Genomic DNA, 12,148 nt, shown 5'->3' on the forward strand with positions numbered 1-12,148 from the left:
GTTGATAGGCTGGGTGTGGAAGCGTTGTGAGGCGTTGAGCTAACCAGTACTAATTGCCCGTGAGGCTTGACCATATAATCCAAGTTATTTGCTGTAAGCGAGCGATCGCGAGCACCAACAAGAAGACTGCGGATGTTGTGATTGAGTCAGAGTGTGTAGCAACACGCTTAAAGAAAAATCCGGACTGAACAGCCGGACCTCAGCTTGAACTACCGACCTAATTTGTTGGACGGTCTGTACATCGACCCCCAACATGCCAGTTTGCCTGGCGACCATAGAGCATTGGAACCACCTGACCCCATCCCGAACTCAGCAGTGAAACGATGCATCGCCGATGGTAGTGTGGGGTTTCCCCATGTGAGAGTAGGTCATCGCCAGGCGCCAAAACGAGGAAACCCCGTACACGTTAGTGGACGGGGTTTTTTTTGGTCGATTTTTCGTCAAAAAGTAGGATTTCACATCGTCATAAATTTACTTCCAGGCGTCATTAACCGATTCTTTTTGTCCATCCGAGGATGGGACTATCACTCCTAATGCTCCTGCCATTGGGAAAGACGCAGATTACTATGAACACATGCCTTCATCACACTGAGCTGAAAGCGGATTACGTTTGCGCGGTGTGTGGGAAATATTTTTGCGAAGAGTGTGTTGGCGAGCGTTTTTACCCGCGACCCGGCTACATCTGTCACCAATGCTCTGGAGAAAAGCCGGCAGATGCGCCCCAGCCGCTTCCCCAGCACCCTAAACCGGAAAAAGCCGGAGCGAGCTCAGCGGCGACCAAACAGTCCGTACTTACGACAAGTATTGAATGGGCGGTCACAGTAGTTTGCTTAGTGATAATTGTGGGTTTGGGTGTCTATCGTTATACCCGGCCTGCATGGGAGCCGGAGCTGCTGTCGAATGAGCCTGAAGATGTGGCGACCTATTGCTTAAGTGTTGTTAATGCAATGGAAGAAGAAGACCAGGTACCTACCCTGGCTAACGTAACTCGGGTTTGTCCGCCGCCGGTCGCCGCCGAAAAGACGCCGTCAGGGATTGTCGTCACTACCCCGGACGCTTTTGTCTACGGATTTAGCGAGATTGAAATCGAATTTGATCCCCTCACTATAACCGTCGCGGAGTAGCGCTGTTTTGAAACGGTCCTTGTCACAGCATCGAGTAACGCAGGCTTTATCCCAGAGATCATTGGGTGGCGCTAGAGGTTTTACCCTGCTGGAAGTGATGATGGTTTTGGCCATTGTGGGGGTACTGGCTTCCCTGGCCCTGCCGATGGATCAGTCCTATGTGCAGCGTGCCCAGTTTGTGGAGGTTACGACCTTTATGGGAGAAATACGCACCGCGTTGCAAGTAGAAACAGCAGGTGGCGCAGACTTCCCTACGGAATTGGTGGGTTCCCAGTCTCGTGTCGCAGCGCGTCAATCTGGTGGCCAGAACGTACCGCGACGAGAGTGGCGAATCACACCAGACAGTGAGTTGATCGATCAGTATTACTATGACTAAAACATCAATCAGGATTGAGCCTACGTGGTCCTCCGTTTAAACCCCGATAAAGTAACTGATTGTCGTGGACGTTGTATGCTGCATGTAGGCGCTATCCGCGTGGGTGACGCTGTTGAGACGGTTTGTGGTCGTTGGGGCCAAGCGCAGTGGCCGGATCCATTCCCTCCGTCAGTTTTGCCGCGGGAATGCCGAAGCACGAGCGTGCGCACCGAATTACGACGCCTGCGCCGCTCACGATAAGCTACTCGCAAGCTCTTCGCTTCTAGGCCAAAATTACTCCCGTTGGCGGCTACTCTTGGTGTGCAAACTCCTTGGTTTTTTGATCTGAGACGCTGCCGCTTGGTGCCTCCGCTTTCTTAAACAGTGAATTAGAGTCTCATGAACAAGCTTGTTGTTACTGTCGTAGTGTCGACTCTTCTGACGCTAGGCATTTGGATGTTCCAAAAGCACGGGACTGCGTCTCCGCTGCCATCTTCGACACTAACTCAGGACGAGCTGAAGTCAGAGGCTCCCTTGGAGCTATCGGAGGGTGCATTGCCGGTAGAGATGGTTGCTGAGTTGGACCATGACCTGTTGCCAGAGGCTTCGGGCCTGGCGGTGTCGGGTCTGGACCCGCAGCGCCTGTGGCTTTTGAACGATAGCGGCAGCCGTTCAGAGTTAGTGGCTCTTGATCTTGAGAGCAATTCCTTTACCCGCGTTAATATCCTTGATACTGCGAATCGTGACTGGGAAGACATCGAGTCTTTTTCCTATCGAGGTACGCCGTGGATTATGATCGCGGATGTCGGTGACAACAGGGCGAGGCGCGGGCAGGTAACGCTATACTTTTTACCCGAGCCGAAGGGCAAAGAGCGCCGCGCTTCTGTGTCGACAACGGTTTCACTATCCTACCCTGACGGCTCTCGGGACGTAGAAAGTGTGGCGATCGACCCAGTGACGAATACGCTCTATCTGCTCAGCAAGCGCGATGAGTATCCAAGGCTCTATGCCTTGACCCTGCCGGAGTTGATCGAGGGTAGGGAATACACACTACAACCGCAGTTGCTGGGGGAAGTTCGAAGCATTCCGCCGCCGACCAGCGATGAGCTGCGAAAATTTCCTAAGTATGGAAAGTATCGGAGTCAACCCACGGGGATGTCGCACATGCCCGATGGCAGCGCTATTGCCCTCCTCACTTACGGCGGAACGTTTGTTGCTCCCCTTGGGAGTGACAGGGATTGGCTGACGGCCCTCAACCAGTCCTTGTGTATGGTGTCGCGACCGGAGCTTGAGCAGGCAGAAAGTATCGCCGCCGATATGCAAGGACGTCTTTACATCTCGAGTGAAGGCAGGGAGGCGCCGGTAATACGAGTGACACCCGATAAGGCATGTCGTTTGGCCAGAGAATAAGGATAAGCTTGCTCTTTCGAGCGATTATAAGCGTAGTTGAGAGGTTCAATGAAACGTTTAGCGACAATTTTACTGAGTGGCGTGATCCTTTTGGCGATTGTGCTGGTCTATAGAGCAGAGACTCACTTTAAGGATCAGGTTCTTGAGGCGGCCCCCGATAAAGATGCGGTGAGCATAGATATCGATGGGGCGTCGCAGCGGCTCTCACAGGCGATTAGCTATCCAACGATTTCCTACGACGACCCTACAAAACTGGATGCAGCCGCATTCGAAGGATTGCGCGCGCATATGCGTGCCAGTTATCCCCTCGTTTACGCAGCCGCTCCTCCGCGCCTGGTGAACGAACATAGCCTGCTGTTTCGATTTCCGGGCACTCGTAGTGATCTAAAGCCGGCACTCTTTATGGGGCATGTAGATGTGGTTCCAGTGGATCAGGCGACAGAAGATCAATGGCGGTATCCGCCTTTTGATGGCGCCATTGAAGAGGGCGTGATCTGGGGTCGCGGTGCCATGGATGACAAAGTGACGGTCTTTGCACTGCTTGAAGCTATGGAGTCCCTACTGGCATCGGGTCTGCAACTTGAACGTAGCGTCTATTTTGCCTTTGGTCACGACGAAGAGATTGGCGGCCCCAGGGGCGCTGCTGCTATGGCTGAACTCCTTGCCAGTGAGGGTGTGGAGTTTGAATTTGTCCTCGACGAGGGTGGCGTGATTACGCAGGGGGTTTTGTCCGATATCGACGGTCCCGTCGCAGTTGTAGGGGTCGCGGAGAAAGGCTTTGTTAACCTTCGACTTACGGTTAATGCCGCTGGGGGACACTCGTCACAGCCCCCGGATCACACGGCCGCAGGCATACTAAGTCAGGCCATTGTCGCTCTGGAGTCGCAGCCATTTTCCAGCGACCTCAGCCACATCAAAATGCCCCTGGATAGCGTTGGCAGTCAGACGGGCTTTGTGACGCGGTTATTGATGGCGAATCTATGGCTCTTCGAGCCCATTGTCGCTCGGGTGATGGCACAGAAACCGTCAACCGCTGCCAGTATGCGAAGCACTATTGCCGCGACCATGCTCGAGGGCAGTTCCAAGTCTAATATTCTTCCTACGCGCGCCACCGCAGTGGTGAATGTTCGCATTATGCCCGGTGATAGCGTGGCATCGGTGAAGGCGCACTTCATCGATGCGATTAATGACCCTCGGGTAGAAGTCACAACATTTATGGAGAACGAACCGTCCGTAGTATCACCCACTGACAGCTTGGGTTATCGGCTTATAGCCCAGAATATCCGAGCGATGGATGAGTCGGTTCTTGTGGCTCCTTACCTGGTAATCGGAGGAACAGACTCCAAACACTTCTACAGTCTTTCGCCGAACATTTATCGGTTCATTATGGTGAGAGCCAGTGCTCAGGAACTCAAACGCATACACGGCGTCAACGAGCAGCTGCCCGTGAATGACTATGGAAACGCCATCGAGTTTTTCATGAACCTTCTTGAGGATACCGCCAAGGGCTGACTATTCAGTACTGCGGAAGCTGGCGTTGAAGTGGGCGCGGCAAAGTGACACATAGCGGTCATTGCCGCCTATCTCAACCTGAGCGCCGTCGGTGACCGTAGACCCATCGGCGTCCTGACGAACCACCATCGTAGCTTTCTTACCGCAATGGCAAATTGTTTTGATTTCTTTGAGATTATCCGCCCAGGCGAGGAGGTACTTACTGCCCTCGAAGGGTTCGCCGCGAAAGTCCGTTCGTAAGCCATAGGCTAATACCGGAATCTCCATTTCGTCGCAGACCCGCCCTAGCGCGAATACCTGCGCCTTGGTTAAAAACTGCGCCTCATCTATGAGAACGCAGTCCAGTTTTCGCTCTGCATTGGCATTCGCTACGACTTCAAAGATGTCGGCTTCACGGTCAAAGATGAGCGCGTCTGCAGCGATGCCGATGCGGGATGTAACTTTTCCGCTACCAAAACGATCATCGAGCGCGGGGGCCAAAATGAGCGTATGCATTCCCCGCTCTGCATAGTTGTAGCTGGATTGCAGCAGTGTGGTTGATTTGCCCGCGTTCATGGACGAGTAATGAAAATAAAGCTTCGCCACGGAATCTCCTAGAGGCTGTTTATCGATCGGCCGGGATGAGGGTTCGTCCCCGGCAGCAAGTAAGCGTGCAAGCATGCCACAGTCTGCATGGCGAAGGCTTTAATACCCATGCATACTCGTTAATAAGAGCGGAGCCATACACCTGGTGCCAAGCCATATCGGAGAGTACCCATCTTGCAGCGTATCCCTGACTATCTAACTGTTCTCAGCGCAGTATGGGTGCTTTTACTGACGCCGTTCTCTGTGGCGGCTGATGAGGGTTCACTCTACAACTACGGCCAAGCCAGCGACGAAGCCCTCACGCTTTACCGTCAAGGCTGGGCCGAAATTCTCGAAAAAGGCCGTTGGGCAGAGGCAGAACGTTTGTATCGAGAAGTCCTGGCAGTGGATCCTGGCTTTGTGATTGCAAAGAGTATTCTTGGGCGAATTACGGAGGACGCCCAAGAGCGAAAGGCGCTAACCGCTGACGTTAACCGCAATCTGTCCGCCGTCGATAAGCCGGGTCGCTTAATTCTCGACCCCTACACCATGACCCTGACGCTCATCAGTGCTCGAGAGACAGGAGAAAGTCTCGCTGAAGACTTTCGTGATGAGCTTACGGGGCTTGCCATTAGTAATTACCGACGTTTTCTTGACCGCTATCCGGATGAGTGGGCAGTGCGTATTGAGTACATCGAGTGGATACACGCTAAACATGGTCCGCAACGGGCTTTGGATGAGATACAGAAGATGCGTAAAGAGGAAGGCCCCCATGTTTCTCGACTGAGCTATTTCCCCGCGTACTTCCATGCGGAGTTGGGTGAGTATGAGCGCGCAAAAAAAGTTGCTCGCGAGTTTGTAAATCAACTCCCTCCCGGAGAGTGGCCGCAGGAGCACTACATTGAGGCCTTTATCGCCTTTGAGCGCGGCGACTATGCCCTTGCGGATACTGCTGTCGAGCGCGCGCTGCAGCTTGCCCCCAGACACTTGATCGCGCAGCGCCTCAACAAGAAAATTAAACAAGCTTTGTCCACCGCTAAGGTGTTGAGCGTGGTGGAAGAGGCCCCAGAGAGTGCCGTGTCTCCAAAACAATAGGCAGGGTCGACTACATCTATCGCATAAGCGGAAAAAGATGAGGGTTTTCGGTGGGGCATGTTGGGAAAAGTACTTTGTTGATTGATGCACCGAAAGAGACGAAACGAGAGTTTTGGTAGTCGAAAAAGCGTAGATAGTCCTGAAGGATGTATCTGCAGCGCCCGAGCCGGTTATAATTGCCGCAGGAAAATTGAGGATTTGCGCATGTTCAATAAGTTTGTGATGACGGCCACCGCGGCGGCTTTGCTGAGTGCCTGTGCCGGGCGCAGCGACTATCAGGCGATTTATCATGCGGAGCAGGGTGACTACGATGCGGCGCTGAGTTCAGCGAAAGCGGCGCAGGGCAGTGGTCTTGATGGGGTGCTGTTTGGATCCGGGGCGAGCGAGTGCCGTGATTACGGCGCAGTGGTCACTGTACATGTTGCCCGGGGCGACTTTGCAGGCGCAACCGAGGCTTGTCGAGATTATGACGAGCAGTGTGCCGTAGTGCCCGATGCCAACCTCTGTTTTTACTACTCTATGAGTGAGCTCAGCGCTGCGGAGTCAGATCAGGATGTTGCCGCTCAACTGACGGAAGACGCTCGGGAAACGCTGCATTTTCGGTGGTTAATGATTCGCGATGACTACGAAGGACGCGAGTTAAAACGTCCAATCTACTAATCCTCCTGCTATCCCTTCAGCTAACCCTGTTGCGGCAGCGCAGATGGGGCCCGGCTCTTACTGCCCAACTTTTTTAGCCGGTTTTTGGCACGAAGCGCAGTGACACCCCGTTGTTACACCAGCGTTGTCCCGTGGGGGCGGGGCCGTCATTAAACACGTGCCCATGATGTCCACCGCAGCGCGCACAGTGATATTCCGTACGCGGAAATATCAATTTGAAGTCTTTCTTTGTTTCCAGTGCATCAGGAATTGACGTGAAAAAGCTGGGCCAGCCGGTTCCGCTGTCGTACTTCATGGGCGATGTGAACACCGGCAGGTCGCATCCCGCGCACACAAATACCCCCTCACGCTTCTCGTCGTTTAAGGGACTGGTAAAGGGGCGCTCTGTAGCCTCTTTGCGCAGCACATCGAAAGCCAGGGGTTGGTCCAGACGTTCACGCCACTCGTCCTTGCTGAGCTCCAGCTTGTCGTCTGCAGAGACCACAGAAAAGCCCTGAGGAATGAAGTCCCGCCATTGAGAGCGGATTTCATCAAGCATCGTGCTCGCCTTTGTGTTGGCCCAAAGCATTGGCGCTGACGCAGTAGCCATCGCCCCCAGTGCGACCTTGGTGGCCGCAGATAAAAATTCGCGTCGTTTCATAAAAGATAAGACAACCGCGTTCGAGAATAATTCCATGTACGCTGATCTCGCGAACATGGATTGACCGCAGACGCCAAGCTTCGCCTGGCGATGGTGTTCAATGACTCGTAGGAAAGCAGAGAATTATGCTTCCTGTAAGCAGGGCTGCTGCTGCACACTAGGCCGCCCGGAAAGAGAGAGGCGCCGATGAGCTCACAGCAAGAACCCCCCATCGCAGGAAGCGGCCTAAGCCTTGAAGAACAGGATCGCATTGAGCGGATCAGTGGCGAGCTGCGCGCAGGCATTGAAGAACTCGGCGAACTGGGTCCCGCGGTGAGTATATTTGGCTCGGCCAGGGTAGACGAGGACAGCTGGGAGTACCGCAGCGCTTGCTCCCTCGGCGAGACGTTAGCGGAGGCGGGTGTTTCCGTGATCACCGGTGGCGGCCCTGGCGTAATGGAAGCGGGAAATCGAGGCGCACGTGCGGGAGATGGGCGGTCTATTGGCCTCAACATTACACTGCCCAGAGAACAGCTTGCTAATCCCTATGTCGATACTGATCTGGCGTTTCGTTACTTCTTTACCCGAAAATTTATGCTCATTCGCTATGCCATGGGGTTTGCGATTTACCCGGGCGGCCTGGGCACAATCGATGAGCTGTTTGAGCTCCTTACCCTTGTCCAAACTGGCAAGCTGCAGCCTTGTCCGCTGGTTCTTGTGGGTCACGACTATTGGAGCGGGCTGTACAACTGGTTGGTGCGCGAGACTGTCAGCCGCGGATACATCGCGCCCGAAGACTTGGACTTGGTGGAAGTGGTACCCGACGAAGAGGTGGCCGCGGCAGTACTTCTTGAGCATATTCGAAAGTCGTGAGTCTCCAAACGGTACGCAAGTAGCATGCAGCCTGTCATTGAAGACTCAGAGAGGGCGAACTCATTATGAAAACTCTACATCTTATGCGCCATGCCAAGTCGAGCTGGCAAGCAGCGGGTCTTGCCGATCATGAGCGCGAACTCAATGATCGGGGTAAGAGAGATGCCCCTCGCATGGGGGTCGCCCTAGCTGAGTTGCTGTCGGCACAGCCGGTGCATTGCAGCTCGGCAGTGCGTGCGAGACAAACGCTCGAGGGTCTCTGCGACGGCTGGCCAGCCATGGCTGTACAGCAACACGAAGTTGACGACGCACTTTACACCTTTGATTATCAGGACCTGCTTCTATGGCTGCAGGACTTTCAAGGAGAAGGTGGCAGCTGTTTCCTCCTTGGGCACAATCCTGGGCTTACGGATCTTTGCAATCAGCTGGTGGGAAGGCGAGCCATCGATAACCTCCCCACCGCGGGTTATCTGCAGCTTGAGATTCCCGTATCCCACTGGAGTGATCTCACGGAGGGAATAGCCACGCTCACCGAATGGCAATTCCCCCGGGACCTACCCTGAGCTGGAAAGCCCTTGAGCAGGCTATTAAGCGCTATTGCCTACGCAGCTGACGCTGCCTGAACACCTTCCCGCCCGTGGGATGTTGAGTAGTCGATTTGTGGTCCCAGGGGTACGACTCCCGTGGGATTTATCGTCCCGTGCGATGCGTAGTAATGCGTTTTGATGTGATAAAAATCCACCGTTTCAGCCACGCCATCTAGCTGATAGATCTCACGAACATAGCCCGCAATGTTGGCAAAGTCTTCCAAACGTTGACGATTGCATTTGAAGTGCCCGTGGTACACGGCATCAAAACGAATGAGCGTGGTAAACAGTCTGATGTCGGCCTCTGTGAGCGTGTCGCCGCATAAGAAGCGGTTAGTGGCTAGGTGCGCCTCTATGTGGTCGAGCTCCGCAAAGACCTCTGCGTAGGCTTCGGCATATGCGTCCTGGCTGGTGGCAAAGCCCGCACGATAAACGCCGTTGTTGATCGCGGGGTAAATGCGGTCGTTCCAGTTATCGATGCTGGGCCGCAGCGCCGCCGGGTAGAGATCAAGATGATTACCCGTGAGATCGTTAAATGCGCCGCCCAGCATGCGAATGATTTCCGACGACTCATTGTTAACGATGCTGTTCGTCTGTTTGTCCCACAGCACAGGCACGGTCACGCGTCCGCTGTAGTCAGGCTGAGCCGAGGAGTAAACCTGATGCATAAAGCTGTGCCCTTGCACGATATCGCCCGTACTGCCCTCATCGGTAACAAAGGTCCAGCCGTTCTCGAGCATGATGGGACTCACAACCGATACATCGATGTGCGATTGCAGGTTCTTTAAACTGCGGACGATCAGCGTACGGTGCGCCCAAGGGCAGGCCAGAGAAACGTATAAGTGATAGCGCCCGGATTCCGCGGCGAAATCGCCGCTCTGCGCGCCGATGCTCTTTCGAAACTGCGCGTCCTCGCGCACGAAACGACCACCCGATGCGCTGGTGTCGTACCAGCGGTCCTGCCAAACACCGTCTACCAATAAACCCATGAGAACCTCCGCAAAAACCTGTTAGTGATTTCCTGATTGAGCTTCAAGATTAAATTCGAACAAGAAGAAAGAAAATCAGTAAAAAATCAATTTTATGTTCGATTTATTAGAATGATTGCCAGGTCTTTGTCTGAGCAACAAGCAGCTCGCCAAGGCGGCATGTGGCAGGCCCTGCTTTGTCGGGGTCCGCGTAGGTCAAAAACAGGGTTACTCGACGCCGGGAGCCTCGCTCCATGGGCAACTCCCGCAGCCGCCCGTCGGCAAGTTCCTCGCTGATGCGCGTGGCCGGTAGCCACGCAAAGCCCATGCCTCGTCGAATCATGGTGATGGAGGTAGCCACGTGGCTGACCGTCCAGCGTTGCTCGGCACCCAGCCAGCCCGAGTCAACTCTCTGGCCCGTAGCCGAGTCGCGGACAACGATTTGTCGCTCTGCGGACAGATCCTGGAGGTTCAGGGCCCGATCGAGGGTCTGGAGACAATGCTCTGGATGGGATACGGCGATAAACTCTATGTCCATAAGGGGCTCCCCGAGGAACCCAGAGGGGACTTTTCCTGCAACCAGCAGATCTACGTCACCCTGAAGTAGGCGCTCAGAGCCCCCCGAAAGGACACTCTCTACAAGCTCCACGCGAGTGTATGGAAACTCTGTGGACAACTGCTCGAGGGCTTCAGCGAGACAATGCTGCGGAAAGGTTTCATCAACAGCGAGACGCAATTCGGGTTCGTCTCCCTGGGAGAGACTTCCCGCGATGGTTTCCAGTTGCTCTGCTTGGTCAATGAGCTGACCGGCGCGGCGCAGCATCAATTCACCGGCGTCGGTAAGCTGCGCCTTCCGTCCAACGACTTCCAGCAACTGGAGATTGAGCTGGTCCTGCAGTTTATGTACCGCATGATTGATACTGGATTGGCTTTTGTGGATAGCCTCGGCAGCTTGCGCAAAGCCGCCATGTTCCACGACTGCACGAAACATGCGCCATTGCTCTAGGGTGCTGCGGCTCATAAATCTCGACCTCTATCTAAAAAATCGAACGGTATAGGCCAAATAAAGCAATATTCTTACGATTTAACAAGCGCTAATGTGACAGCAACTCAGGTGAAAGCAATCAAAGGAGGTCCTTATGAACCGTTCACTTCAGCAGGTTTTTCGCGCCCAGCCCAGCACTGATGGCGCTGGCGTTGCCATTCAAAGGGTTGCGGGCTTTGAGCAGGCCGGCATGGATCCCATTTTGATGATCGATGAATTGCGCTCCGAGCACCGGGAAGACTTTGCGGCCGGCTTTCCGCCCCACCCCCATCGCGGTATGCAAACGCTGACCTATATGAAGCACGGCGGCATTATTCATGAGGACAGTCAGGGCAACCGTGGCGAGATACGCAGCGGTGGCGCACAGTACATGAGCGCTGGACGGGGAATCATCCACTCGGAAATGCCTACGCAGGACAGCATGGGGCTCCACGGTTTTCAGCTGTGGTTCAACTTGCCCGCCGCAGAAAAAATGCAGGCGCCAAGGTATCGGGACCTGCCCGTGGCCGAGCTCGCACAAGCCGCTGGCAGAGGTTTTAAGGTCACTGCGGTTTCTGGTGAATGGCAGTTTGATGGGGTATCAACACTCGAAGGGCCCCTGCACGAATTAGCGCCCCAGGCTGCCCTGGCAGACCTCGGTCTGGATGCCGAAGCAGATGTCACACTGGCGACAGAGCCCGGGGAGTCGGTGATGGCCTATGTGTACGACGGCGAAGTGAGTTTTGACGATGCCGGCTACGGCGAGCGGCAAATGCTGTTGTTCGGCGATGGAAATGCCTTGCGATTGCGAGGTGGTGCCCAGGGAGCGGGTTTGTTGATTCTTCGCGGTCGACCTATTGGTGAAAGAGTGGTGCACTACGGCCCCTTCGTGATGAACAGCGAGGCTGAAATACAGCAGGCAATCCGCGATTACCAGTCCGGACGTTTCGCTGCCTAAGCCCCGCCACAAGGGGCCGCAGGGCTGCAAGGGACGCGTAATGGTGCTACCCTTGCAGCCCTTTTCGTTACGGATAAATCATGCGTTTTTCCTTTTTTATCAGCGCATTAACGCTGGCGACGCTCGCCGGTTCCCTCGCGGGCTGCGCAACTCCGGTGGAGCCCGAAGCGCCACTCTTCACGAGCTGTGAGGAGCCTCGGCCTCAAGTGTGTACGATGATCTTTGCGCCCGTTTGCGCAACCAATGCTGCGGGAGAGACGTCGACGCATGCCTCTGGTTGTAATGCCTGCGCTGACGACCAGGTAGCCACGTCTGTTGAGGGCGCCTGCGACGAAGAGGGAAGCGGCTTATGAGCCTTACTAATCGAATTTTGCTGGGCATGCTTGCCGGTATCTTACT

14 protein-coding genes and 1 rRNA gene are annotated in these 12,148 nt (G+C 54.7%); 11 read left to right on the forward strand and 4 right to left on the reverse strand.

Annotated elements, in window-relative coordinates; all coding sequences use genetic code 11:
- Positions 1-264: 264 nt before the first annotated feature.
- The 5 genes from rrf (at position 265) to ACTG39_RS13725 (ending at position 4,401) form a co-directional block, all read left to right on the forward strand.
- A 5S ribosomal RNA gene (gene rrf, locus ACTG39_RS13705) occupies positions 265-380 on the forward strand.
- Positions 381-566: 186 nt separating this feature from the next.
- A complete protein-coding gene (locus tag ACTG39_RS13710) occupies positions 567-1,124 on the forward strand; it encodes a hypothetical protein (RefSeq protein WP_439108127.1) in 558 nt (185 codons plus the stop codon).
- Between the two features lie 61 nt (positions 1,125-1,185).
- On the forward strand, positions 1,186-1,500 hold the full coding sequence (locus ACTG39_RS13715) for a pilin (RefSeq protein WP_439108128.1): 315 nt from the start codon (positions 1,186-1,188) through the stop codon (positions 1,498-1,500).
- 378 nt (positions 1,501-1,878) lie between these two features.
- Positions 1,879-2,889 (forward strand): hypothetical protein, encoded by a 1,011-nt coding sequence (locus ACTG39_RS13720; RefSeq protein WP_439108129.1) that lies wholly within the window; start codon positions 1,879-1,881, stop codon positions 2,887-2,889.
- Between the two features lie 48 nt (positions 2,890-2,937).
- A complete protein-coding gene (locus tag ACTG39_RS13725) occupies positions 2,938-4,401 on the forward strand; it encodes a M20 family peptidase (protein WP_439108130.1) in 1,464 nt (487 codons plus the stop codon).
- On the opposite strand, the gene ACTG39_RS13730 is transcribed toward ACTG39_RS13725, so the two are convergent.
- Positions 4,402-4,986 carry a thymidine kinase gene (locus ACTG39_RS13730; RefSeq protein ID WP_439108131.1) on the reverse strand — a complete coding sequence of 195 codons (585 nt, stop codon included), beginning with the start codon at positions 4,984-4,986 and terminating at the stop codon, positions 4,402-4,404.
- Positions 4,987-5,160: 174 nt separating this feature from the next.
- Here ACTG39_RS13730 and ACTG39_RS13735 point away from each other — a divergent pair, with 174 nt between their 5' ends.
- Together ACTG39_RS13735 and ACTG39_RS13740 are read left to right on the forward strand one after the other, a co-directional pair.
- A complete protein-coding gene (locus ACTG39_RS13735; protein ID WP_439108132.1) occupies positions 5,161-6,060 on the forward strand; it encodes a tetratricopeptide repeat protein in 900 nt (299 codons plus the stop codon).
- Between the two features lie 204 nt (positions 6,061-6,264).
- On the forward strand, positions 6,265-6,720 hold the full coding sequence (locus tag ACTG39_RS13740) for a hypothetical protein (RefSeq protein ID WP_439108133.1): 456 nt from the start codon (positions 6,265-6,267) through the stop codon (positions 6,718-6,720).
- Positions 6,721-6,793: 73 nt separating this feature from the next.
- Here the strand turns inward: ACTG39_RS13740 and msrB are convergent, their stop codons facing one another.
- Positions 6,794-7,360, reverse strand: coding sequence for a peptide-methionine (R)-S-oxide reductase MsrB (gene msrB / locus ACTG39_RS13745; RefSeq protein WP_439108134.1), 567 nt, complete (start codon positions 7,358-7,360; stop codon positions 6,794-6,796).
- Positions 7,361-7,546: 186 nt separating this feature from the next.
- Between msrB and ACTG39_RS13750 the strand changes: the two genes are divergently transcribed.
- Both ACTG39_RS13750 and ACTG39_RS13755 read left to right on the forward strand, forming a co-directional pair.
- Entirely contained in the window at positions 7,547-8,212 is a 666-nt protein-coding gene (locus ACTG39_RS13750) for a TIGR00730 family Rossman fold protein (protein ID WP_439108135.1), read from the forward strand.
- Positions 8,213-8,277: 65 nt separating this feature from the next.
- Positions 8,278-8,775: a SixA phosphatase family protein gene (locus tag ACTG39_RS13755; RefSeq protein ID WP_439108136.1), complete on the forward strand. Its 498-nt coding sequence runs from the start codon at positions 8,278-8,280 to the stop codon at positions 8,773-8,775.
- A 38-nt stretch (positions 8,776-8,813) separates the two neighbouring features.
- Here the strand turns inward: ACTG39_RS13755 and ACTG39_RS13760 are convergent, their stop codons facing one another.
- Both ACTG39_RS13760 and ACTG39_RS13765 read right to left on the reverse strand, forming a co-directional pair.
- Positions 8,814-9,788 (reverse strand): glutathione S-transferase family protein, encoded by a 975-nt coding sequence (locus ACTG39_RS13760; protein ID WP_439108137.1) that lies wholly within the window; start codon positions 9,786-9,788, stop codon positions 8,814-8,816.
- 106 nt (positions 9,789-9,894) lie between these two features.
- A complete protein-coding gene (locus ACTG39_RS13765) occupies positions 9,895-10,788 on the reverse strand; it encodes a LysR family transcriptional regulator (RefSeq protein ID WP_439108138.1) in 894 nt (297 codons plus the stop codon).
- A 118-nt stretch (positions 10,789-10,906) separates the two neighbouring features.
- Here ACTG39_RS13765 and ACTG39_RS13770 point away from each other — a divergent pair, with 118 nt between their 5' ends.
- Together ACTG39_RS13770 and ACTG39_RS13775 are read left to right on the forward strand one after the other, a co-directional pair.
- On the forward strand, positions 10,907-11,749 hold the full coding sequence (locus tag ACTG39_RS13770; RefSeq protein WP_439108139.1) for a pirin family protein: 843 nt from the start codon (positions 10,907-10,909) through the stop codon (positions 11,747-11,749).
- A gap of 80 nt (positions 11,750-11,829) precedes the next feature.
- Positions 11,830-12,102 (forward strand): hypothetical protein, encoded by a 273-nt coding sequence (locus ACTG39_RS13775; protein WP_439108140.1) that lies wholly within the window; start codon positions 11,830-11,832, stop codon positions 12,100-12,102.
- Positions 12,103-12,148 lie beyond the last annotated feature (46 nt).

This window comes from Congregibacter sp., assembly GCF_965662665.1.
Taxonomy (GTDB): Bacteria; Pseudomonadota; Gammaproteobacteria; order Pseudomonadales; family Halieaceae; genus Congregibacter.